17 protein-coding genes and 5 pseudogenes are annotated in these 24,146 nt (G+C 59.6%); 8 read left to right on the top strand and 14 right to left on the bottom strand.

Annotated elements, in window-relative coordinates:
- Positions 1-109: 109 nt before the first annotated feature.
- On the bottom strand, positions 110-865 hold the full coding sequence (locus tag QA635_RS33585; RefSeq protein ID WP_283063988.1) for an IclR family transcriptional regulator: 756 nt from the start codon (positions 863-865) through the stop codon (positions 110-112).
- A gap of 213 nt (positions 866-1,078) precedes the next feature.
- Here QA635_RS33585 and QA635_RS33580 point away from each other — a divergent pair, with 213 nt between their 5' ends.
- From QA635_RS33580 to QA635_RS33555, 6 genes are all read left to right on the top strand, one after another.
- Positions 1,079-2,245 carry an acyl-CoA dehydrogenase family protein gene (locus tag QA635_RS33580; RefSeq protein WP_283063987.1) on the top strand — a complete coding sequence of 389 codons (1,167 nt, stop codon included), beginning with the start codon at positions 1,079-1,081 and terminating at the stop codon, positions 2,243-2,245.
- Between the two features lie 44 nt (positions 2,246-2,289).
- Positions 2,290-3,420, top strand: coding sequence for a RidA family protein (locus QA635_RS33575; protein WP_283063986.1), 1,131 nt, complete (start codon positions 2,290-2,292; stop codon positions 3,418-3,420).
- A gap of 3 nt (positions 3,421-3,423) precedes the next feature.
- Positions 3,424-3,921, top strand: coding sequence for an FAS1-like dehydratase domain-containing protein (locus QA635_RS33570; RefSeq protein WP_283063985.1), 498 nt, complete (start codon positions 3,424-3,426; stop codon positions 3,919-3,921).
- The gene (locus QA635_RS33565) at positions 3,918-4,352 is read left to right on the top strand and encodes a MaoC/PaaZ C-terminal domain-containing protein (protein ID WP_283063984.1); all 435 of its coding nucleotides are present in this window, start codon (positions 3,918-3,920) and stop codon (positions 4,350-4,352) included. Before QA635_RS33570 ends, QA635_RS33565 begins: the two co-directional genes overlap by 4 nt.
- 30 nt (positions 4,353-4,382) lie before the next feature.
- Complete coding sequence (locus tag QA635_RS33560) at positions 4,383-5,567, top strand: acetyl-CoA C-acyltransferase (RefSeq protein WP_283063983.1); 1,185 nt, start codon at positions 4,383-4,385, stop codon at positions 5,565-5,567.
- Positions 5,568-5,853: 286 nt separating this feature from the next.
- Positions 5,854-7,482, top strand: a complete 1,629-nt coding sequence (locus tag QA635_RS33555; RefSeq protein ID WP_283063982.1) for a long-chain-fatty-acid--CoA ligase — start codon at positions 5,854-5,856, stop codon at positions 7,480-7,482.
- A gap of 508 nt (positions 7,483-7,990) precedes the next feature.
- On the opposite strand, the gene QA635_RS33550 is transcribed toward QA635_RS33555, so the two are convergent.
- From QA635_RS33550 to QA635_RS33520, 7 genes and pseudogenes are all read right to left on the bottom strand, one after another.
- Positions 7,991-8,914, bottom strand: coding sequence for a D-aminoacyl-tRNA deacylase (locus QA635_RS33550; protein ID WP_283063980.1), 924 nt, complete (start codon positions 8,912-8,914; stop codon positions 7,991-7,993).
- 786 nt (positions 8,915-9,700) lie between these two features.
- Positions 9,701-10,930, bottom strand: coding sequence for a glycine C-acetyltransferase (locus QA635_RS33545; protein ID WP_425249082.1), 1,230 nt, complete (start codon positions 10,928-10,930; stop codon positions 9,701-9,703).
- A 511-nt stretch (positions 10,931-11,441) separates the two neighbouring features.
- Positions 11,442-12,983 carry a lyase family protein gene (locus tag QA635_RS33540; protein ID WP_283063978.1) on the bottom strand — a complete coding sequence of 514 codons (1,542 nt, stop codon included), beginning with the start codon at positions 12,981-12,983 and terminating at the stop codon, positions 11,442-11,444.
- Positions 12,910-14,121 carry an ATP-grasp domain-containing protein gene (locus tag QA635_RS33535; RefSeq protein ID WP_283063977.1) on the bottom strand — a complete coding sequence of 404 codons (1,212 nt, stop codon included), beginning with the start codon at positions 14,119-14,121 and terminating at the stop codon, positions 12,910-12,912. The genes QA635_RS33540 and QA635_RS33535 overlap by 74 nt, the downstream gene beginning before the upstream one ends.
- The gene (locus QA635_RS33530) at positions 14,093-15,169 is read right to left on the bottom strand and encodes a pyridoxal-phosphate dependent enzyme (protein WP_283063976.1); all 1,077 of its coding nucleotides are present in this window, start codon (positions 15,167-15,169) and stop codon (positions 14,093-14,095) included. Before QA635_RS33530 ends, QA635_RS33535 begins: the two co-directional genes overlap by 29 nt.
- Before the next feature lie 10 nt (positions 15,170-15,179).
- A complete protein-coding gene (locus QA635_RS33525; protein ID WP_283063975.1) occupies positions 15,180-16,058 on the bottom strand; it encodes a GHMP family kinase ATP-binding protein in 879 nt (292 codons plus the stop codon).
- Positions 16,059-17,178: 1,120 nt separating this feature from the next.
- Positions 17,179-17,850: pseudogene (locus QA635_RS33520) on the bottom strand (transposase); the annotation flags it as partial.
- A gap of 92 nt (positions 17,851-17,942) precedes the next feature.
- On the opposite strand from QA635_RS33520, the pseudogene QA635_RS33515 reads away from it, so the two are divergent.
- Positions 17,943-18,895 (top strand): annotated as a pseudogene (locus QA635_RS33515) (IS630 family transposase).
- Positions 18,896-18,907: 12 nt separating this feature from the next.
- Here QA635_RS33515 and QA635_RS33510 read toward each other — a convergent pair.
- From QA635_RS33510 to tnpC, 3 genes and pseudogenes are all read right to left on the bottom strand, one after another.
- The gene (locus QA635_RS33510) at positions 18,908-19,381 is read right to left on the bottom strand and encodes a hypothetical protein (RefSeq protein ID WP_283063973.1); all 474 of its coding nucleotides are present in this window, start codon (positions 19,379-19,381) and stop codon (positions 18,908-18,910) included.
- A gap of 88 nt (positions 19,382-19,469) precedes the next feature.
- Positions 19,470-19,681: pseudogene (locus QA635_RS41890) on the bottom strand (transposase domain-containing protein); the annotation flags it as partial.
- A gap of 55 nt (positions 19,682-19,736) precedes the next feature.
- Positions 19,737-20,774, bottom strand: a pseudogene (tnpC, locus tag QA635_RS33500) (IS66 family transposase); the annotation flags it as partial.
- Positions 20,775-21,284: 510 nt separating this feature from the next.
- Here tnpC and ltrA point away from each other — a divergent pair.
- On the top strand, positions 21,285-22,589 hold the full coding sequence (ltrA, locus tag QA635_RS33495) for a group II intron reverse transcriptase/maturase (RefSeq protein ID WP_283063849.1): 1,305 nt from the start codon (positions 21,285-21,287) through the stop codon (positions 22,587-22,589).
- Between the two features lie 137 nt (positions 22,590-22,726).
- Here ltrA and QA635_RS33490 read toward each other — a convergent pair.
- From QA635_RS33490 to tnpA, 3 genes and pseudogenes are all read right to left on the bottom strand, one after another.
- Positions 22,727-23,338: pseudogene (locus tag QA635_RS33490) on the bottom strand (transposase domain-containing protein); the annotation flags it as partial.
- A 156-nt stretch (positions 23,339-23,494) separates the two neighbouring features.
- Positions 23,495-23,680, bottom strand: a complete 186-nt coding sequence (tnpB, locus tag QA635_RS41885) for an IS66 family insertion sequence element accessory protein TnpB (RefSeq protein ID WP_425249214.1) — start codon at positions 23,678-23,680, stop codon at positions 23,495-23,497.
- Positions 23,681-23,730: 50 nt separating this feature from the next.
- Positions 23,731-24,132, bottom strand: coding sequence for an IS66-like element accessory protein TnpA (tnpA, locus tag QA635_RS33480; protein ID WP_283063971.1), 402 nt, complete (start codon positions 24,130-24,132; stop codon positions 23,731-23,733).
- Positions 24,133-24,146: the final 14 nt, after the last annotated feature.

The following is a 24,146-nucleotide window of genomic DNA, read 5'->3' as shown; positions in this document are numbered from 1 at the left end:
CGGAGCCGGGTCATTGAATGACCCTGCACAGCCTGCGAGAGCCGTTTGGATGATTCCGTGATCCTCCGCGTCAATTGAAAGAGAGGCAGCGCGAAAGCCAGCCAGGCGTTCAAGGACGGCTGATCTCTCGCATCCGTCTCAATTGCTCTCCGATAGAGAGCAATGCCGCGAGCGTATTGGCCGTACTGCGCAAAGCTTTCAGCCTGTCACTCAATTGATCGTTCATGATGCGTTGCAGGGGGCCCGTCATGGCAACTGAGTGCAAAACCATCCCATTCGAAAGCTTTATCGGCACGGCGACAGCGGCAAGGCCTTCATCTATCTCTCCAATGCAGGTGGCGTAGCCCCGGTGACGGGTCTCAGCGAGTTGCTGTTCAATCCAGACGCGATCGCTTCGTGTATTGACTGTGAGCATCGGCAATTCATGTGAGAGTGCTTCTTCGACGGTCCCTTTCGATTGATAGGCCATAATCGCCTTTGCCGATGCCGCAGCGTTGATCGGCATCTCGACATCAGGTCGTACGTAACCTCGCCATCGAGCGTCAGGTGAAAGAGATGCAACGACGACAACGCGTGCACCGATCAAACGGGTAACATAGCAAGTTTCTCCGGTGCTGTCAGTCAACGTCCGGAGGTGGGGGCGAACAAGTGACGCCAGCCAACCTTCATCAGCGGAGGCATGAAGCAGCCTCATCAGCCGCTCGCCAAGTTCGTAAGGGCGATTCCCTCCTCCCTTGGCAAGCCCGGAGCGCGCCAAACCTCTCAACAAACGATGGGCGGTGGTCTTCGGCAGTTCGAGCAAGGCGGCGACATCGCCCAGAGCGAGAGAACTCGGAAAGGCTGCGAGCACCTCAAGAATCCGCATGTAGCGCTCAAGTGGTCCGGCCGGATCTTCAGCTGTCCTTTGTGGTTCCAAAGCTCGGGCTCCAACTCAACAGACGTTGTATCGCTTGACTTTGATAGCCAGGCGAGTCATCGTTTCAAAAGGCGGTATATCATACCGAAAATCGGAACGGCGTCAAGAGATGCACGTGAGGCGAGAAGAGCAGATGGCAGTGATGAGACGGGAGTTTCCTCGATGCCGCCGATGAACTTCGAGAGCATCCCCGAGCACGAAGCGCTCCGCGATAGCGTGCGCGATTTCTTTGATCGTGAGCTTCAAGAGCCGAAAATCCGCGCAATGGATCGCGCACGACGTATCCCGCGCGATTTGTGGAAGCGTCTAGCCCAACTCGGCTGGCCGGGGCTCTCGGTGCCGACGGAATACGGCGGCAGTGGCGCGGACGTGATGACTGGCGCGGTCCTCTGTGAGGAGATCGCACGGCGTTTCCCGTCGCTTGCTACCGACTGGTTGCTGATTTCGATGACCGCGCGCGTGCTGCGTGAATCCGGCACCAAGAAGCAGCAGTCGGAGCTCCTGCCCAAACTCGCTGCCGGCGAATTCCTGATGAGCTTCGGGATGACCGAGCCGGGTGGAGGAACGGACGTCCTCGGCCTCAAAACGCGCGCTACGCTGGAGGGCGACGAGTGGGTGGTGCGCGGGCAGAAACTGTACACTTCGCTTGCCGATGATGCCGACGCAATCCTGGTGCTATGCCGCACCGATCCCGCCGAGGGCACGAAGCGCTCGCGGGGATTATCCTTGGTGCTGACGCCACGGCATCAGGAGGGCGTGCAGGTGCGCCGCCTCGAGCTTATGGGCCAGCGCGCCGCCTGTACCTGCGAAGTGTTCCTGGACGATGCCCGTGCGCCGGGCGATGCGGTGGTCGGAGAACCGGGCCGCGGGTGGCATACTCTCCTGCGTTCACTGGACGAGGAGCGCATCCTGTGTGCTGCGATGTATGTCGGCATCACAGCCGCCGCGCTGGATCTGGCATTGCAGTACGCAAAGGACCGCACGGCTTTCGGTCGGCCGATCGGTGCCTATCAGGCGGTGCAGCATCCGCTGGCTGACACAGCCGCCGAGCTCGAGCAGATCCGCCTGCTCACCGCGAAGGCCGCCTGGCTGCAAAGCAACGGGCACGACTGCGCGACGGAGGCAGCGATGGCCAAGCTCGCGGCCAGTGAGGTCGCGGTGCGCACGACCGACCGCTGCATGCGCGTGCTGGGCGGCTTCGGCATGGTTGAGGAGTCGCCCCTGGAGCGTCTGTTCCGCGACGCGCGTCTGGGGCCATTCAGCCCCATCTCCAATGAGATGGTACGCAACTTCATCGGAGAGCGCCTGGGGCTTCCCCGAAGCTACTGACGGTGCCGCCTCCGGCAACAGCAAAGACGAAGTGGACGGATCCGATGGCGATTACGCCCATACATCCCGGGCACTTCCCCTGGTATGACTACAAGCGCTACTCGTTTTCCCTCGGGTTGAAGACGTCCGCGGGCGCTTATCTGTCTGGCCATACAGCCTCCGAGTATCAGCCAGCAAGCAGGCGCATGGTCGTGCGAGGGGGAATGACCGAGCAGGTACGCACGGTCTACGCCAAGGTTGCGGCCATCCTGGAGGGCGGCGGCCTCGGACCCGGCGATGTGACGAGGATCGTTGAATACGTGCGTCCCGAGGGCATCGAACGCTATGCCGAAGCGGCGGCCGTGAGGCAGGAGTTGTTCGACGGATATCAGCCCGTGGTCAATACCGTCCCGGTGAAAAGCCTGCTCAGGCCGGACGCCTTCATTGAGATCGAGGTGACCGCAGCGGCCGCACCTGGCGTTGCCCCCGGCGCCGTCTTCCTCCCGTCGGTCCAGCCTGTGGACGATCAGGGAAAGATCATCGGCGCCGGCGATCTCGTTGCCCAGACCAGGGTCGTTTACGACCGCGCCGCGCGCATGCTTTCAGCGCTGGGCCTCGGCCTCGATCGCGTGGTGAAGACCGCCACTTACATCACGCCGCGAGCGCTGCCCGATTACGAGAACACCGTGCAGGCGCGGCACGAGCGGCTCGGTCCTGTCTTTCCAGCCGCCGTCGACATCGTGATGCCGCGACTGTTGCATCCGCAGGCGATGGTCCAGTGCGACTTTATCGCCACGCATGAAACGCCGGTGGCGGTGAGTCCCGGCTGGAAGCGCTACGACGGACTGGCCTGCAGCCCGGCCGTGCGGGCCGGAAAGCTGCTCTACATGTCAGGCCAAGCGGCCCTCGACCCGACAACCGGACGTGTCCTGCACAAGGGAGACATCGTCGCACAGGCTGAATACACCTATAACAACGTGCTCCAGCTGGTGCGGCTTGCCGGAGGCGAACCACATCACCTGGTCAAGACCATCGAGTACGTGACGCCGGCTTCGCTGGAGCGCTATCGCGAAGTCGGTGGCGTGCGCTCGAAGATGTTCCAGGAACCGCGGCCTGCCTCGACAGGCCTCGTCACTGAAGCATTGTTGTATCCCGGGATGTGGATCGATGTCGATGCCCTCGCCGTCCTGGACTGACCGATGGCGCTGCTGACCGACGAACTCAGGTCTTGGATCGGGCGCGAAGTCCACTATCCGGCGCGCGAGGAACTCGGTCGAGCCTCGATCCGCTACTTCGCTCTGGTCCTGGGTGACGAAAACCCGCTCTACCTCGACGAAGCTTACGCGCGGGAAGCCGGCTATCCATCCGTGATCGCGCCGCCAACGCTGGTCTGCGAAACTTGCCAATACGCCCATCGCGGGCCGGGCGAGAATGGCTACATCGGCCACGAGTGGCAGCTGCCGGTCGCCGACTGCCGCATGATCCGCGCCGGCAACGAGTATCAGTTTATGCGGCCGGTTCTGCCGGAAGATCGCATCTGCGTTACCTGGACACTGGAAGACATCGTGGAGTGCGCTTCCTCGCGTGGCGGCACGCAGCTGTTTGTCAGTTCGCTCGCCCGCTACACGGACGCATCGGGCGAGGTGGTCGCCATCAACCGTGAGACAATCGTCTACCAGCCGATGGGGCATGCATGATCAGGCCGATCAGGAGCGTCGCGATGGTGTGGGCCGGGGAAGCGTTGCCGGTGCTGGAGAAAACCTTTACGGCCGTCGATCTCATGGCCTACGGCGCTGCCACCTGGGACTGGCACCGCCTGCATTACGACATCGAGTTCGCCCGGGCCATGAAACTGCCGAACGTCGTCATCGACGGGCAGGTATTCGGCGCATTGTTCGCACGCGCCGTGGTGGATTGGGCCGGACCGCAGGCCTTTGTCGCGTGCCTGTCGTTCAAAATGAAGTCGATGGCCTTCGCCGGGGAGACACTTCGGGTGGAAGGTGAGGTGACGCAAATCGCCGGCTCTGCCGTCATTGTGGCACAGCGCCTGACCAGCGGCCATCGTCTCGTTTCCGAAGCGAAGACAGAGGTGCGGCTACCCGCGCCGACATCTCCGGTATCGACCTAGACGCAAAAGACAACCGAAGGACATCGCCTCATGCGCGAAGCAGTCATCGTTTCTACGGCGCGCACTCCGATCGGACGCGCCTTCAAGGGCGCGTTCAACAACATCAAATCGCCAACGCTTCTCGGCCATGCCATCCATCACGCGGTCATGCGCGCGAAAGTCGATGGTGCGGAGATCGAGGACGCCGTGATCGGATGTTGCCTTGCGGCGGGTACCTCGAGCATGAATGTTGCCCGCCTTGGGGTGATTGCGGCCGGACTGCCTGCGCAGGTCTCCGCCCAGACTATCGATCGGCAATGTTCTTCAGGCCTGATGGCCATCGCGACGGCCGCCAAACAAATCGTGCTTGACGGCACGAATGTGACTGTGGCTGGCGGCGTGGAAAATATCTCCGCCGTTCAGAACGAGTACTACCAGTGGTCAGGCCGCACGCACGATGACGCTGCAACCACGCGGGCGCCGCACATTTACATGCCGATGCTGCAGACCGCCGAGTTTGTCTCGAAGAAGTACGGCATCGGCCGTGAGGTCCAGGATCAATACGCCCTGGAATCCCAGCGGCGCACCGCAGCAGCCCAGGCCTCGAACCGACTGGACGCGGAAATCGTTCCTCTCACGGCCACGATGGCCGTGGTCGACAAAACAACCGGTGAGACAAGCCATAAAGACGTAACCATCGCTGTCGACGAAGGAAACCGGACAGAAACAACGTTTGAAAGCCTGCAGGGACTGAAGCCCGTGATCGAGGGCGGTGTTGTGACGGCCGGAAACGCGAGCCAGCTTTCGGATGGCGCCTCAGCCTGCATTATTATGGAACGATCGCTGGCGGAGAAGCGCGGCTTGCGGCCGCTCGGAATCTATCGGGGCGTCGCAGTCGTTGGTTGCGCCCCGGAAGAAATGGGAATCGGTCCGATATATGCCGTTCCGAAGCTCCTGAAACTCAACGGGCTGACGCTCAGCGACATTGGCCTGTGGGAGCTCAACGAGGCTTTTGCCTGCCAGGCTCTCTACTGCCGGGACCATCTCGGCATTGATCCTGCCATTTACAACGTCAATGGCGGAGGTATCTCGATTGGCCACCCGTATGGCATGACCGGTGCACGGCTTGTGGGGCATGCCCTGATCGAGGGCCGGGTCCGCGGGGCGAGGTATGTCGTGGTCGCGATGTGCGTCGGAGGAGGCATGGGAGCGGCCGGCCTTTTCGAGGTGGCGTGAGGTGCCCGGGATGAATTGCATTACTAAAGACAGATGGCCATCGACGCACCGGCGTGTGGCGATTTCAGTTTCTGGTCCGGAAAAGTGTGGCCGGAATCGCGCAGGCCCTCCATCCAGACCAGATCCCGATCTTTGGCACGTCCCAGCTGCCTGGATCGTGGCATAAGATCACGATGTGCTCGTGTCAGGTATCTTTCATCGTGTCGCGCGGCAGGGACGTGTGTCGGCACATGATGGCCCGCCGCTTCGCCGCTCTTAAAATTATCTCGAAGCAAGGAGATACAGGTTGGAAACCACGATGATGGATGTGCCGCTCTCGATCAACCACCTGCTGGAGCGCGCAGGAAAGCTGTTCTCCACAAACGAGATCATCTCCCGGTTGCCTGACAGGAGCCTGCGCCGCCACAGCTATGGCGAGTTTTACCGACGCACGCGCTCGCTTGCCTCGGCGCTGCGACAGCTGGGCCTTAAAAAAGGGGAGTGCGTCGCTACACTTTGCTGGAACCATCACGCTCATCTCGAGTGCTACTTTGGAATCCCGGCCGCGGGCGGCGTAATGCACACACTGAATCTGCGCTTGCCGCCGGACGAGATCGGCTGGATCGCGGGCAATGCCCGGGATCGTTTCCTTATCGTCGATGACATCCTGCTGCCATTGTACGAGCAGTTCGCACATCTGCGTCGATTCGAGCGCGTGATCGTGTTCCCGTTCTCCGGGACGCAGGTTCCGCCAGATATGGAAGACTACGAGACCCTTTTGGCACGCGGCGATCCCGGCGGTTTTGAATACGTTCCGCACGAAGAAACCGATCCGGTCGCGATGTGCTACACGTCGGGCACAACCGGACGCCCGAAGGGCGTCGTATACTCGCACCGTTCGACGATCCTGCATACGCTTTCGGCAAGCCTCGCTGAGTTCTGGGCCTTGCGCAGCACGGATGTTGTGCTGCCAGCCACACCAATGTTCCACGTGAACGCCTGGGGCATCCCCTACGGCGCGGTGAATCTCGGTGCGAAGCTCGTGTTCCCCGGACCGCATTTGCATGCGGATGACCTTCTCGATCTGATGCAGGTCGAACCGCCAACCCTGGCCGTCGGTGTGCCGACGATCTGGATGACCCTGATGCAGACCTTCGAGGCGTCACAAGCAGAGGGTTCGCCGAACAGGGGGCGGTGGAAGCTGCCGAAAGCAATGCACGGTATAACCGGCGGCGCTGCGGTCCCTGAATCTCTCATCCGCGATTTCAGCAAGCACGGTGTCTGGCTCGAGCAGGGATGGGGCATGACTGAAACATCGCCCGTCTGCACCAGGTCATATCGTCGGGTCGAACTGCGCGATGCCGACGAAAACGAGCAGTATCGCCGCGCTACCATGGCCGGCGTGCCATTGCCGCTTGTGGACTTGCGTCTGTGGGGGGATGAGGGCGAACGTCCGTGGGACGGCAGGAGCGTCGGCGAAATCCAGGTGCGTGGGCCCTTTATTACCGGCTCCTATCACGACGTGCCCGTAACGCGGGACAAGTTCACGGAGGACGGCTGGTTGCGCACTGGTGACGTCGCCTCTGTCGATCATCTCGGTTTCGTGCGCATTGCGGACCGCACGAAGGACCTCATCAAGTCCGGTGGTGAGTGGATTAGCTCGGCGGACCTTGAGAGCGCATTGATGGAGCATCCCGCAATCGCCGAAGCAGCGGTGATCGCGATCCCCGACGAGAAATGGAGCGAGCGGCCGCTTGCCTGCGTCGTACTCAGGCCTGGCGGCCAGTTCGAAACAAGGGAGCTGAACGAGCATCTGCTGACGAAGAGCTTCGCAAAGTGGCAATTGCCCGAGCGCTACGAAGTTGTCGACAGCATACCACGAAACTCGACCGGCAAGTTCTGGAAACTCAAGCTGCGTGAGCTCTTTCCAAGGTGAGCCGCGCGCATGTGGGGTGGCGTTTTCATCCCTGTGAGCAGACGCATGCGAGCTGTGTCTAGCCGAAAGCATTCGACATGGGCTTAGGATTGGCGTGGCATCATCAAATAATGTGGACCGATCGCACGAGGCATGCGGCGGCCTAGCATGCTGATCTGGCCGGTCGTTCACGATCAAACAACGCGACAGTGCACCGAGCCTAATCGCCAGCGAGCGGCAATAGTCAAGGCCGAATTATAGCCTGGTTGGCACGGCTTGCGAGGCGAGCGCCTCAAGTATGTGCGCTGCTTCGTCAGCAAGATGCGTCATGACTTGTGCAAGTGTGACGGGAGGGGAGGATGCTTTGTTGATTGGGGGGAGACGCCCGTCGGCTGAAGACTCTGAAAGGCCTCACGTCTACGAATAGATCTGCAAATGCTGAACTTCCCAGCAAGAACAATTCAAATTCAACCCACTCCAGCAAACGCCGGGACTAAACACCTAGCGCGGCACACTCATTTCACAATTCCTATTCGCGAGAGCCGCGTAGTTTTTTATGTGAAAGTATTGGCACGCAGAGTTCCTCGCTAAGTAGGCGGGCCACTCCCTTGTACGGTGCCTTGAGCTTATCGTGATATACGATGCTTTGAATCCCGCCTACTATCGAATGCACGCAAGCCCTTAGATCAACCAAGCGGCTCTCGCGGTCATAGCCTTCTGACACGAGCCAGTGATTTGGAAGCACATGACCTACTGCCACGGGGAGACCTTCGCGGGGCTGCAATACCGCCCTCGTGAAACTTGGCTCGAAATGAATACCGCCCATGCAGAGGACGGATTGCACGGGTTCTTCCATACGGTCAAACGTACGCACGAGAGCTCGCGCGAGCACTCGAGCGGCAATAGGATTTGCCCAGTCCGCCGGAGAGCTCCCGATTTCAATATCGATTGCAGAAGGCCTCAAGTCCGCGAGACGAATGCCAGCGTCTCCAACTTTGACACCAGACCAATGAGTCGCCTCCAAGTAGGCCTGAAAGGCATGAAGGTCAGAGCCGATGCGCTCGTCTTCGATGGCAAGAAGAAGCCCCCGTGTGATCCGAGGATCGACTCGGCTGAAGGTTCCGGTCGCTAGATCGCCAGTTGTTTGGACAGTGAAGATTGCATTTGGTGCATTAGCGCCCTCGTGCCAATTCACGATTCCGACAACGTCGGCGTCCTCGAAGCGGTCGTTCAAGATTGGTGCGTAACGCGCATAATTGTTACTTACAACTTCGTCCGTGGTCACGATCGATATCGTCTTATCACCCAAGCCCACGATTTCGAGGACAGGATAGCCATCAATCTCTGCTCCCGTTGGAACAAGGGTAAACTCGGCCTTGAGGGCATTTAGAACGTGACCTGCTACCGGATCCTTTTCGGGGACGACGCAGAAGATGAAGACAGCATGTCTCATCGTAGGCTCCTTCCTTTTCAAGCGTGAGGTGCATGGTGACGAACTAAGTGACGTACTAAAGTCGTCCTGAATTCGGTTCCACGGCGCTCGAAGCTTCGTGGAACGGCGCAGCGTTCGTTGTCGCTCGTCGCCGGTCGACGCCACACCGTGGGGAGTCGGTCCACCTCGACCAAGGGCCCCGTCGCACGGCGCCAAGTCGAGTTGCGTGATCAACTAACATCTCTAGCGGCGCGGTGGCGGCCGGCAACTCTTATGTCGGGCAGCGACGCCATCCAATCGTCAGAACGATAAAGCGACCGAAGCCATTGAATGCCGTCCGAAGAGCAGCGTCGCCGCCGAACGCAAGATGCGTCACCCACTTCCATAGCATTCATAGACAACCTATTGAGCCAGAATGGTGAAAACACTTTTGGCGAATGCCTAATCGGATCAGACTTGAGGCGATGCGCGGACTTTGTCGAAGTCTCGCTTCATTGTTTGAGCAAAAGATTAGACCCGTCGTTGCGTCCGTCTCGTGCGTATGTTTTGCACGACTTGCAGAATTGCTGCGTTCTGCTGAACATATTGCAGAAAAACGGCGAGATCGCCAAAAGCTACATCAGCCTATTAATCTTGCCGATGCCAACAAAGTCCTGATGTCGCCGCTCAAGTGCGGTAGCGGATCAGAACAAGACGAGTATGAGCGAGGTGGACGCCGGTTAGCGCAGGGTGGTCAGGTTAGGAGTGCAAAATAGGTTTCTTTTTCGGGGGAGCATCGGGAAAACTCAACCTTCCCTTTGTCCGAACTCACACAATTTGCGGAATGTCAGCCCCCCATGCGGGGCGCGCTCCATCGACATAGGTCTGGGCCGACCTAAATGCAGCGATTACCCTTTCTATGTCCTCTACGCTATGCGCCGCACTCACCTGCATGCGAATTCGCGCCGCACCCTCCGCTACCACAGGGTACGAGAAAGGAACCACGAGGATGTCGAGAGAGAGCAAGAAGTCAGCAATCTGCACGGCTACTGCCGCGTCACCGGTAATCACAGGGACAATGGGGTGATCGCTGCCCGACACCCGAAATCCCAGATCGCTCAATCCTTGGCGAAGCCGACACGTGCGAGCAGCGAGCTGTTGTCTAAGATCGTCCGCGTTTTCTGCTAAGTCGATGGCAGCCAATGAGGCCTCACAGAGTGCCGGCATCAGCGAATTCGAGAAAAGGTAAGGGCGCGCGCGCTGTCGCAACCACGCAATGATCTCGCTGCGGCCAGAGACGTATCCGCCCGATGCACCACCAAGCGCCTTACCGAGCGTGCCCGTAAGTATATCAACTTGATCTTCTAGCGCGTGCCTAGCTGGCGTTCCGCGGCCGCTCGGTCCAATAACCCCCACCGCGTGAGAGTCATCGACCATGACTAGGGCGCCATAATGTTTTGCGAGATCGCAAATGACGGGCAAATTCGCGGCGTTACCATCCATAGAAAACACGCCATCAGTTACAACAAGCACTGTTCGACAGTGATGCGACTCGCGCAAGGCGCGCTCAAGCTCGCTCATGTCATTGTTGGTATAGCGGAAGCGCTTAGCTTTGCAGAGCCGAACCCCATCTATAATGCTCGCATGATTCAAGCTGTCGCTGATCACCGCATCCTTTGCGTCGAGCAAGGCCTCAAAGAGACCGGCGTTCGCATCAAAGCACGAGCCGAATAGGATCGTGTCTTCCGTCCGCAGGTAGTCGGAGAGTCTCCTTTCAAGCGCTCGATGAGCTGAGTGCGTCCCACAAATGAAGCGCACCGACGACATTCCAAAGCCATGTCGCTCGAGACCCTCATGCGCGGCTCGCACCAAGACTTGGTGGTTGGCCAAGCCGAGATAGTTGTTGGCACACATGTTCAGGATATTGCGCTCGCCCATTGCGCGCAGGCGGATATGCGTGGACTGGGGTGAGGAAATCTCCTGCTCGACTTTCAGAAGCTTGCGTGACATTAGTTTATCTCGATCGTCACGAAGCCGCTCACGAAGTTGCTGTCGCATTGCTCATTTCCCATCACGGATAGATGACAGCAGTGGACCATGCCGGATCAGAATGCTTTTGCCAACAGAAAATCTAAGCGGCAGTTCGCTTGGCGTTGGATGATGAGTACGGCGGCGAGCGGTTGCATTCGAGGATGCAGGCCAGGTCAGAGGATGCAGGCCGGGTCACAGGCCAGAGCCATTCACGCCGAGTATGGTCATATCCGTTCGACGGCGAGGCGCCGCAGGACGTTCAGCACTCCTTCGATAAGCTTCCGAACCCAATTCGGCAGCGACCTCGTCCAGGTTGGCTTCGGCGGCGGCCCGCAAGTCAAGCCCTTGTCGTACGGCCGCCAAGGAAGAGTTCGTTGGTAGCCTCGGGGCACGCGGACATCTTACGATGGGGCATGCTTTACAAGGAATACGTTGAACCCAACCCACTCTGCAGTAAGACTGTTCGTGCTTTTCCACACTTCCTAGAGTTGCGGAGATTTTTGTGCGGGCACGGAGGTTTCTTCTACTTGTCGGACCGTTAAAGCGTTGTTCGTCCGTCGAAGCTGGCGATTGCAGATCGAAGTTCTTCTCGACCATGGCACCAACCGGAGCGGATATGGCTTAGAACTCCGGCTGATCGTTCGATGCTCCTTTCGAGTTGGTCGAGCACTGCGACAACGGCTTCCGAGGCGGGCCCTCCCCCTGATCGGGCCGTCCTCGCAATGACGTCCGGCGCTAGCGACTCGTCGGGATCAAGCATCCGGTCCCCGTGCGTGATCGCCAAGAGATTCGGTGCGCCACATTCGACAGCAGTGGTGACCAACTGCCCGACTTTATGATGAGCGGAGCGAAAATCGAGGTCGCCGTCGACAGCTAGCCGCGTAGCCATTTCCATAGCATTCACGAACGACCTCTCGAGCATAGCGGAAGCAGCATCTTTCTCGACGGTCAGCCTCGAAAAGCACAGTCGGATAAGGCGCACGGATCCAATAGAATTGTCGATCCCCGACCAAACTTGGCGAGTAGCTTCTGTTCCGACTGCTACGCAGTTCGTGAAGGGCGTGCTATGCATGCCCGTAACCGCGGCGACCAGACAGCCCGTTATCGCGCCTGCCTTTCCTTGGACCTGCTCGAGAAGGAAAGGATTCCGCTTGTGAGGCATCGCGGAACTAGAGCCGACCAGTTCATCCGGAAGACTAGCCAGACCGGCTTCGCCGACCCAGAGCAATAACGTCTCGGCGATGCGGCTTAGATTAGATCCAAGGATCGCGGAACCGGCCAGTAGCCGAAGGACCAGATCGCGAGATGCTACACTGTCGATTGAATTGATCGGCGATGTGACGAATCCGAGCAACCTCGCTGTCAAGTCCGGTAGTATCGGCAAGGTTGTGCCCCCCCCAACACACGCACCGAGACAGGAACGATTGAGGAGGGGATGCACGGCCATCAGCGCATCCAGATCGCGCGCGAGCGCGACGGCGAACGCCGCCAGATGGTGTGCGAACGTGGATGGCAAGGCCGGCTGACGATGGGTGTGCAGCGGGAAGACTGTCTCAAGGTGAGCGCGAGCCCGTCCGCACAGCACTCGCAAAAGCTCAAGGAGTTCGCCGACCAATTCCTGATACGGCGCTCTCAGCCTGAGCTTTACGAGCGTTGCATTGATATCATTGCGGCTCCGCCCGAGATGGAGATTACTAGCCTCTTTGCCGATCACGGAGCGGAGATGATCCTCGTAGGCGAGATAAGAGCCGCGGGGAGCGGGTGAAGCAGCAACGCTGTGGAACCCCTCGACCTCCAATCTATCGAGCTCGACCAGCAGCTTTTTGACGAGACCGCGATTAATCAAGCCGACTCGTTCAAGCATGATGGCCTGGGCACGATCGATTTCAGCATAGAAAGGGAGTTCGTCGCTGACTGCTCGTCGAAGATCGGCCTCAAAAACGACGGCGCTCGCCTCAGGATGGAGAGTCGATTTGATGCGGCCTGTGTCGGGCACTTCTCTCTCCTCATGCGTGGCGGATAAAAGCAGCGGCAGCTTCGGCGCGCCCGGCAGCAACAGCTGGATCGTCGTCCACTGCAATGACGTGACCGATCCGGTCGCGGAAATCGTTGTAGCGCCTGAACTCTGTCGGCAGAGTGCGATACAAAACGAACTCAGCGAGTCCAAAACGGTCGATGAGCCGCTCGCAATTCTGATCAAGGTCGAAGGTGCCGTCGCTCTCTGGCACGATGAATCGAATCGAACCACAAGCAGCTGCGTTCGGAGTCTCGGAGGGCATTCCGAGCAGGCTGCGGAGAAACGCGAGCACCGGATCGAAACCAGTCGCGTGACGGTAAAGCGCGGGGATCGAGCCGCCTGCGAGGCGCGGATTAACTTCGATGATCGTGATACGACCTTGGTGTGCCCGGAGTTCGACATGAGCCGGCCCTCGCTCATGACCCAAGACTCCTATCGCGCGAAGCGCTTCACGTACGATTTGCGCTCGTAACTTAGGGGGCATTTTTGCCGGCGCGTCATGTCCGATCTCGACGAAATGCGGCAGGGCTCCGAGGTGTTTGCGCGTCACGCCGATGACCCGGCTGTCGAGAATCTCGACAGAGAATTCGTCCCCCACGATGTACGACATCAAAAGCGCACCGGATTGAACGGGACGGCCGCGTACATCGGCCGTAGTAGCGAGCAGGTTGCGCAATGCACGAGTCGCGTCAATTTCGGTTTGCACAAAGGTGACGCCAATGCTGCCGGTCCCGCTGATTGGCTTTACGACTGCAGGCAAGCCGACCCGTATGATGGAGTTGCGGATATCGCAGTCGGCGCCAACGGTGGTATTATGGGGAACCCAAACGCCAGCGGCGCGCAAGGCCGCAGCTTGGCGGGCCTTGTCCCGGCAAAGTGCAATAGCGTCGGGATCCGGACCTGCGAGCCCGAGCCTCATGGCTTGCCGCGCGGCCGTATAGAGGTAGAGATCGCTGGACGTTGTGAGCAACTTGATCGGCATTGCCGCGGCGACGTCATCTACGACTGTAGTAACAGCTGCCTCTGAGGACGTGTCGCATGTACGTATGTGGATATCCACGCTTCTGCGCAGAAACGCATACCGCTCAGGTGAGGCGGTAATAAAGACTGGAAGAAGTCCCAGTTCTCGGGCGCGCACAATGAAATCGGCGCCCGAACCGGAGCTATTCGACTCAATGAAGATCGCGGCCGAGATAGCCACTGCAGTAGCCTTCAGTTTGCGGAATGTGGAGACCCATCACGTCGCTCAGCGAGCGGCGGTTCCAATCGAAACGGCACCATCCGCCGTTGGGCCGAATGGGGTGAGGGATGAGAATAGGCTCGATCGCGGCGAGCTCGGGCCGATAGCCGTGATCGCGTATCCACGCCGGGTTGTAGACGTTGTGCTCGTAACGTTGGCTGTCATCAGGGAACACGGCGAGCACCTTGCTTCGAGGAAAACGCTCCGCGTACCACTTGGCGACTACGTAGGCCGCCCCGCTCGTGGGCCCGCGCTTCAGCGAAGTCTCTCGATGGAGTCGATGCGCAGCTTGGTATGCCTCGTTGGCACCGAGCCAATGGATTTCGTCGAACGCCTCGTGAAACAAGTTGCCAGGGAGAATGCTGTTGCCGAGTCCCCGCAGGTCTCGGCGGCCCGGTGGCTGGCCGAACAACACGCTGCCGAAGGTGTCGATCCCGACGAGCTTCATCTCGTGAAAGAATGCGCGGCAGTAGTGGGCAAGACCGCAGGATGAACCTCCCGACCCCACCGTTGCAACCATTACGTCGATCTTGCCGAATTGCCTGATCGCTTCCTCAGCCGGACGCGCATAGGAAAGGCAATTGCTGAGGTTGTCATACTGCCTCGACCACGTGGCGCCGGTACGATCCATAAAATTTAGGAGCGCCTGTTTCCGGAGCAGCTGGACGTTCGCGTCAGACGCTGCCGCGTCGACGAGGTGAACTTCGGCCCCCAACTCCTCTATCGTGCGTTTGAGGGGCCGCTCGATGGCATGATCGCCGAAGATGTGTAACTTAAGCCCGAAGTGCATGCAAACGATGGCGAGGCCGAGAGCCATCGTTCCGCTCGATGTTTCGACGATCGTTGTGTTGGCGCGGATGTCCCCGCTACGAAGGCCTGTTTCGATGATGTTGAAGGCTGGAAAAACCTTCATGATCCTGAAGTCGATGGCGGCCAGGTTGTCAGGCCGCAACGACACGATCTTGAGGGGCGCATGAGCGCCAATGATGTCGGAAAGCATATCGCCCATGCCACCATCCTCAATAGGGGGTTGAAAAGGTCCGAAGGCGGTCGAAACCAAGACGGGCGATCGCAGTGCTGGCCTCATCCATTCGGGTGCGAAGGTCGGGCAGGCACGGGTCGAAGATTAGGCCAGCGACAGTGCCGCTATGGGCGACGACGACGCCGGCCGAGCCGGTGCCTTCCTTAATGCGGATGAGCTCTTTGAACTTCGGCTTCTTGAGCGGATTCTGCACGGCGGCCTCGCTCGTCATCGCGGAGAAGGTCGCAACCCGGCCAGCGAGAGCGACGCTCTGCTCAGCAATTGCCCGCTCCAGGACCGCCAACGCGCACCCGAAGGCGGCGATCTGGTCGCGCGAGTAGCGCGCTCGCGGTAATCGGTCGGTGTTGATGCAATCACCGGCGGAGCTCGTATCAAAACCCAGAATATGCATTTGCGGAAGAGGACCGTTAAACGACCGGACAACCTTGCCAATGCATTGGGCCAACAGGACGGTGCTACCCGCACAGTCAAACATGAGCGAGTCGCACGCATGCTCAGCCGCCACCGCGAGCTTCGCTTGCAGATGAGGCGCCGGAACGATGCGGGCCCCTCGGTAGGCACTGACGGCGTTGGCGACGGCGCGGATGGAGGCCACTACGCCGCTCGTAGATGAGCCCATGCCAACGCCTTCCGGAACGAACGTCGTTACTTCGAGCCTACCCGCCATGTTCTTCATTCCGAAGGCATCGAGGGCGAGCCGAGCGGCGATCTCACATTTGTGGAAATGGGCCGGTGTCACGTCGATGCCGGTGTGGCCGGCCTTGGGCAGGAACTTTCCCATATGGCTGGGCGCCAATGCCACGCGAGCGACCGATCCATCGTCGTACGGCATGTGAATTGAGACGAGTGCACGCACTGTCCTGCGTCTCCCATCTTCCACGACATCGAAGGCGCCTTGGAGCAGTTCGCCGAAGTGCGGGTGGCAGGTAGCTACACCGCACGCCTTCGCGGGCCAGTGGTGGAAGGCCCGAGCACCGTCCGCCGGAACTTTCGGTGGGATCTCGACCATATCTCTCCCCTGCCGTGACCGCGCTACCACGCCGCAGTTGAACTGTCGCGAAGGCGGTACCAGAAGCTGACGGAAACAACTGTCGGAGCTAAAATCCAATGCTGCACTCGCATCATTCATTTTCAAATAAGACCAGAACCTCCAGGGGAATCAGATTGATCTGCATTAGCCGCCCACTATCATTAGGAAATGATCCCAGGCTTGTAGCGATAGCGCCTCACTCACCTACGTTCGCGAATTGATCTGCCTAATCCCCTTGCCCCACATTAGCCAAGCGCACAGACATGCGCACCTACTAGGAGTGGGAGTACACTCTATGAGCTGTCGCGTGACGTCTCGAAAGGCAGCCTCATTTCGCGTGAGCCGCGCCCATCTGTCCTTCGCCTTTGGCGGCATCATAATTTGTGGAACGACGCTGAGCCTGCGTTCAGTTTTATATGAGGCAATCGGAGCGCACAGGTCCCAAGCGCCCATCAAGCCATTTGGTCCAACACATCGCACAGCAGATTACCGATCGACAGTTGTTTTCGTCCTTTCGTCCCGCACGCAAGCCGGTCAATCGACAGAGTCCCGGCTTGGCGGCGCGCTAAGCGTCGGGGACCCTTTCGCTCCTAGAATGTATAGCGAATGAGTAACGGTTCGGGATCTGCTGGTTTTGCCAATCTGCGGCTTTGTCGTTCAACGTCTCACAAAAAATCAGGATGTCTGCTATCGGTCCAGCCAGCTGCTATCATCTGCCATGGCGTCGATACGTTTGGCATCTTACCCGCCGCTGTGGAAATCAATCTGATGTCGCCTGACCGAGCGAAGCGACTAGATAGAGTGTCGGCTGCGACGATGACCTCGACCGCGGAAGACGCCACGGTTGCCGCGGCGCTTGCCTGCCCGCGTCTCACAACCTTAAGGTGTGGCGCTTGGCCGTGTACCCTTAGGGATGTCCGGCTTGGCAGCCAGAGCCTGGCGAATCTCAGGCCACGATCGCGGCGATAAGCGGCTTGATCCCGACGATGTTCATGACCCGTGTCAGATTATAGGCCAGAACCGAAAGAGCCATCTCGGTAGCTACTTTTGGAAGCGTTTTGGTCAGGAAGTGCGTCGCTCCCATGCGGGCCTTCATCGTGCCGAATGGATGCTCGACTGTCTCGCGACGCTGGCGCATCGCTTCTGGGTTTGCATCAAGGCGCTGCTGCACGGCCTCGAGCAGATGCTCATGCTCCCACCGCGCAATTCGCCGCTCCGGCCCGGTTGTGCATTGCGATTTGAGCGCACAATTTTGACAGGCTGTGGTCCAGTAGCGCCGCAGCATCTTGCCGTCTTCTTCACTCGTATAGCGATACGGCAATCGCTCCCCAGCCGGGCATCGATAAGCGTCCTCCTCCGGCAAACAGGCAAAGTCCTGCTCGTCGAAGCGCCCATCCGCCTTGGCACCCGATGTCAGCGGTTTGGGCAGGGTTACCGTGATGCCTGCTTCGTGGCAGGCGGGGATTTCTGGGCTCTTGAAGTAGCCGCGATCGGCCACGGCTTCGAGCGTCTCGGGAACAGCCTTCGCCTGCTTGGCCATATTGGCAAGTTGTGCCCGATCTGAACCGCTGTTCGTCACCTCGTGCGCCACAATCAGATGGTGCTCGGTGTCGACCGCGACCGTTCTAGAGCATTTTCCGGCCTGGCGGAATCAAAAGGGATTCCCTTCCGGGGCAAATCCCTGAGGGCTGGTGATGGAGGCCAGCCCCCATGGCTAAACCCCTTTCGCCGGACCTTCGCCTTCGCATTGTTCGGGCCGTGGAAGATGAGGGCATGAGCTGTCGGGGCGCCGCCGGCCGGTTCGGCGTGGCGCCGTCGACAGCGATCGAACTGGTCAGCGAGTGGCGAAGGCACCGGCGCCTGTAAGGCGGGAGCGCAGGGTGGCGACCGGCATTCAGCTCGGATCGAGGGGCATGCTGCAGAGATCCTCTCCCTGGTCGAGGCTACGCCTGACATGGCGCTGGCCGAGATCGCCGATCATCTCTTCAAAGTCCACGGCGAGCGTTTCGTGCCGAGCGTGGTCTGGCGGTTCTTCGATCGGCGCAACATCACGTTCAAAAAAAACATCGCACGCCAGCGAGCAGGATCGGCCGGACGTGGCCGCTGAACGCGCGGCGTGGAAGGCATCCCTGCCTGAGATCGACATCCACCGGTTGGTGTTCATCGACGAGACCGGAGCCTCGACCAAGATGGCGCGGCTCTATGGCCGTTCGCCGTACGGCCAACGCTGTGTTGCAGCGTTCCCGCATGGTCATTGGAAGACGACGACCTTCGTCGGCGCGCTCAGGGCGACCGGCATGACGGCGCCGATGGTCCTCGATGGCCCCATGGATGGTCCGGCGTTCGAGGCTTACGTGACGCAAGTCCTCGTACCGACACTCAGGCCCGGTGACATAGTGGTGATGGACAATCTCGCAGCACACAAGCGGGCCGAGGTCGGCATCGCAATCAATCCAGCGGGCGCTCGGCTCCTCTATCTGCCGCCTTATTCGCCCGACCTCAATCCGATCGAAATGGCCTTCGCCAAGCTCAAAGCCGCCCTTCGAAAAGCGGCCGCCAGATCTATCGAGGCTTTGGTCAACGCTATCGCCGTCGCCTTGGCCGCCTTCACCGCCCAAGAGTGTCTGAACTTCTTCGCCGCTGCCGGCTATGATCGCGTCTGATCAGAATCTGCTCTAGCCGACGACGCCGAAGCCACGGCCGCTCGTTGCCACCGAGCGGCAGTCGGAATCGGTCAGGGAGATTTGCCGACCGGGCGAAGCAAGCATCTGCTTCTCGTAGAAAGCGAGCCTGCCCATTTCCTCCTTCAGCTTCGTCAACTTCTCGGCGATCCTTGTTACCTTCGTGGCTAACGCCTCGCTCGGCTCCTGCCGGTCGGCCTTGTCAAGTTGGCTCAGATAGCGGGCGACGCTCTCCTCCAGCTGAGCACGCCGCCGTTGCACTTTCGCCTTTGTGAAGTTCTTGTCCCGGTTGTTCTTGCTTTCATCGATGGCGACGCTCGCCGTCGAGAAGGCCCATCTCACGGCAGAGTTCAACAAAGCCCGCACAGACCTTGCGCAGCGCAAGGCTGTTGTCCTTATTGAAATCATCGAGGCATTCGGGCAATAGCGTCCATTGCCCACGATCCGCCTTTCAACGAAGAGACCCATCAATGTCTCCCGAGAATCACAGGAGAATCACAAACGCGGCACCGCGTTTTCACACAGCCAGGCTCACATCCTGCGCTGTCTCGTCCTACGCTGCCGTCTGTTCGACGTTTTCCGAGCCCAGCAGCATCTGATCTGCAGGCATTGTCTCTGCGCGCTGGCCAAACTGATGCCGCTGCAATTCCTTCATGGATCTGACGCAGCCGTTCGCTCTCGCGCCGATCAGAAAGCAGCATCGCTTTCATCGTTTGGGATCGAAGGCAAGGCGACAAATGCGTACGCATACGACGAAGGCCGCCGGATTGGCACATGCGCGTGAGAGCGGCGAGCTCTATGATGGCTGGGCGTCGCGTGAAGGTCAGGCGGACTGATCGGCGGGTTTGTCGGCTTGGCGCAGGAGCTTCCATTCCCAGGGCAGCAATTCGTGCAGACGCGATGCGGGAAGATCGGCGATGCGAGCGAGGACGTCGGCGAGCCAGGCTTTCGGATCGACGTCGTTGAGACGACAGGTCGTGATCATCGTCAGCATGATGGCGGCACGGTCGGCACCACGCTGGCTGCCGGCGAAGGTCCAGTTGCACCTTCCCAAGGCGATGCCTCTCAATGCGCGCTCAGCACAATTGTTGGTCAAGCAGATCCTGCCATCGTCGAGGAAGCGGCCGAAGTCGTCCCAGCGCCTGAGCATGTAATTCATAGGCTTCAGGACCTCGGAGGAGCGAGAGAGGGTTTCGCGCTCACGCAACAACCAGGCGTGCATGTCCCCGAGGAGCGGCTTGCTCTTTTCCTGGCGCACGGCGCGCCGCTCTTCGGCGCCGCAGCCGTTAATGGCGCGCTCGATGTCAAACAACACATCGAGGCGCCTGACCGCCTCCAGCGCGATCGGAGAGACCGGTTTACCTCTCTTGCCTTCCCGGGCATTTTTCTCGATGTCAGCCAGCTCGAAGAAGCCCCGCCGCGCATGGGCAAAGCAAAACGCCGGCGTGATCGGCAGCACCTTCTTCTGCGGGTCGAACAGCGGCTCGAAGCCGTTGTAGCAATCGGCTTGCAGGATACCGGCGAAGGCGGCCAGATGCTTCTGGGGATGCTCGCCTCGTCGGTCGCTCGAGGCGTAATAGACCGCCGCCGGCGGCGCAGGCCCGGCGAAGGGCCGGTCATCCCGCACATAAGTCCAGATCCGCCCGGTCGTGCACTTGCCCTTCGCCAGGATACGGATGGTGGTGTCATCGCCATGAAGGCGCTCGGCCGCGAGCACATGGCGTTCGATCAAGTGGAAGAGCGGTATGACGGCGAAGGTCCCGTGGCCGACCTGGTCGGCCAGCGTCGACAACGGCAGGTCGATCCCCTCGGCCTTGAAGCGCGCACTCTGGCGGTTGAGCGGGATATGCATGCCGAACTGTGCGTCCAGCGAAGGCTGGCATGTTCAGCAGGAGTTAGTCCTGCCGGGGAAAAAGTTAGACCCCCGTAGTGTGGATAGCAAAGGAGATAGAAATAGAACCTTTGAAGCCTATCGACAAAGACTCCCTTGGGGAGATCACGAGTCACCGGGCCGTATCTGAAAGAAAACGCGTTGTGGCCTCGAAAATGCTGAACACCGAAGGCCGAGCCCGCAGTTTTGGGGCGAAGGCAGCATGACCCGGCGAATGCTAACTGACACGACGGGTCATTTCGGCGGGGTGAAAGCGACAGCACGGTGACAAGGACATGCTAAGCAACTGGAGAAGCCTTCCTCACCCCGGGGAGAAATCGCCGGAAGAAGGTAGGTCGTATAACCGGTGACCCCGGGAAGTCGACCGAAGGTGTGAAGGTGGCGGCCGGGTCCGTAGTAGCGATGAAGCGGGGTAACGCCCGTGGAGCGAAGGGGCCCTGCCATTTGTGATGTCTCCAACGTAAGGAAGGCAAGGACGAGATGACAAAGGCGTCCATCGATTTGCAGGACCTGAGGCGGAGACTATACGTCAAGGCGAAGGCTGAACCGTCCTGGCGTTTCTGGGGTCTATACGTCCACGTGTGCAAGATGGAGACTCTGCGCGCAGCGTATGAGATGGCGAAAGAAAACGACGGCGCTCCGGGAATAGACGGAGTGACGTTCGAAGCCATCGAAGCGCGAGGCGTGGAGACGCTACTCGAGCAATTACGAGACGAACTGATCGGGCGCACCTATAAGCCACTTCCATCAAGGAAGCGGGAAATACCGAAGGACGGGGGCTCTAAGGTCCGCGTTCTCTCGATCCCGGCTATCCGCGACAGAGTGGTTCAGGGCGCGCTCAAGCTCATACTCGAACCTGTATTCGAGGCGGATTTCCAACCGGGATCGTTTGGATATCGGCCCAAGCGTACAGCTCATGACGCGATCAAGCGAGTTGCTCAGGCAATAGCCGAGCGGAAGACGCGGATTCTTGACTTCGATTTGCGCGCTTATTTCGACAACATCCGACATGATCGGATGCTAGAGAAGGTGGCTCTGCGAATTGACGACAAGGAAATCATGCACCTTCTGCGGCTTATGCTGAAAGCTTCCGGCAAGAAGGGCGTTCCGCAAGGCGGTGTAATCTCCCCCTTGCTCAGTAATCTCTACCTCAACGAGGTAGACAAGATGCTGGAGCGAGCGCGTGAGGTGACACGCCGCGGCAAGTACACCAATATCGAATATGCACGATTTGCTGACGATATGGTGGTCTTGATCGATGCCCATAAGCGACATGACTGGCTGCTCGGTGCCGTGGAAAAGCGATTGCGTGAAGAGTTCGCCAAACTGCAGGTTGAAGTTAATGATGAGAAGAGTCGCACGGTCAATCTGGAACGAGGCGAGAGCTTCGGATTTCTGGGATTCGACTTCCGCTATCTCCGCAGTCTGCGCGGAGTGATGCGGCCGTACTACATGCCCAAGCTCAAAAAGCGGACGGCGTTACTGCGGGGGCTCAAGGAAGTGTTTCGCAGCTATCGGTCGCAACCGATTAGTCGGGTGATAAGCTTGATCAATCCGAAGCTCCGAGGATGGGTAAACTACTTCCGGATAGGCGATTCCAGCAAATGCTTCGCCTACGTCAGGAACTGGGTAGAGAAGAAGGTCAGACGTCATCTGGCGAAGGCACGGAAACAAAAAGGCTTCGGCTGGAAGCAGTGGAGTAATTCGTGGCTGTACGACACCTTGAAGCTGTTCAACGGCTACAGGGCGAGTGCCGGCGAGGTGAAAGCTGCTCCAGCAAGATAGGTCCAATAAGCCTTGTCATGAAGCAAATGGGAGCGCGTAGTGCGGGAAATCCGCATGCTGCGTGCGATGTGGCGGGGGCTGGAAACGTGCACAACTGGGAAAACTGGTTGAGCGGCGCGCCAGCCCTCGACCCTACTGTCGAACAGGATCGTCGCCAGCAATTGTGGGCCGATGAAGCCGCGCGGCGTGGCGTGGAACGGCGCGGGCGGCTGGCTGATCTTCTCGCAATCGCGGCAGGTGAACTTCTCGCGTACCGTCTCGATCAGCTTGAAGCGGCGCGGGATCTCCTCCAGCGTCTTGGTCACATCCTCACCGATCTTCGCCAGCCGCGATCCACCGCAGCAGGCACAGGTCGTTGGAGCCTCCATGACGACGCGCTCGCGTTCGATGTCATCTGGCCATGGTTTGCGCACCGGCCGCTTGCGCATGAAGGGGCGGACGTTCTGCGTCTTCGCCGCTGCGGCCTGCGCGGCAAGCTCATCCTCGCTCGCTGTGGTGACGAGTTCTTCGAGCTCCAGTTCCAGCTGCTCGAGCAGCCGTGCCGAGCGCTCGGAGCGCTGCCCGTACAGTTCGCGTTTGAGCTTCTCGATCCGCAGCTCGAGATGCGCGATCAGCGCCTCGTTGTCCGACAGCTCCGCCTGCGCACTGGCAGCCATCGCCTCGGCTCGCAGCCGCGCCTCACGCTCGGCCTGCAGCGCCGCCAGGGCACTCGCAAGGTCCGATGGAAGATCGTCCGGCTTCGATATCATGAAGCCATTGAATCAGATCAAGCAGCAGATTCAAACCTGTAAAACGACCTAACCGACGCGCGTCGGACGCCGGGTTTCTTGAGGGTTGCGCCAATCGATCCCGGATAACAGATAGCTCAATTGCGCCGGAGAGATCGTTACCGATTCACCGGCAACCTATGGCCAGATGAACCTTCCTCTCTCGAGTCTTTTGGTAAACAGGCATGCTCCCTGGCCATCGTGCCAGATCATCTTCACAAGATCGCTGCGGCGACCGCGGAAGACGAACAGATGACCGCTGAGCGGGTCTTTGCGCAACACCTCCTGCACTTGGAGCGCCAACGACGGAAAGCCTCTGCGCATATCCGTGTAGCCTGTCGCGAGCCACACTCGCGCGCCTGTCGGAACCGGGATCATCGGCGCACCAGGGCATCGAGAACTCGCCGCAGCGCGTCCCCATCAACGTCACCATCGACCCGGATGCGGTGTCCGCTACCGAGATCAATCTCGATGATGCCCTGGCTCCTCCGTCGACGCACCGGCGCCGTCGTCAATGGCGCTTCGGCCACACCCCGCGGCGGCACAGACGGCCCAATCTCGACCGGCACCAACGGCGCGACACTCGTTTCACCGTGCTTGCAAAGCTCTTTGCGCCACCTGAACAGCTGGCTCACATGAAGGCCAGCCATGCGAGCCACCTCGGAAACAGTGGCTCCGGGCTCGAGCGATGCTGCAACGAGCCGTTCCTTCTCATCCTGTGACCACCGACGCCGCCGCTCAACCGATGTGATCACCTCTGCCCGCGAAATCGTCATAGCGCTTCTCCTAG

Source organism: Bradyrhizobium brasilense, assembly GCF_029714345.1.
GTDB lineage: Bacteria > Pseudomonadota > Alphaproteobacteria > Rhizobiales > Xanthobacteraceae > Bradyrhizobium > Bradyrhizobium australafricanum.
Note: the sequence above shows the minus strand (reverse complement) of the source record. Positions and strands in the feature narration are given on the sequence as shown.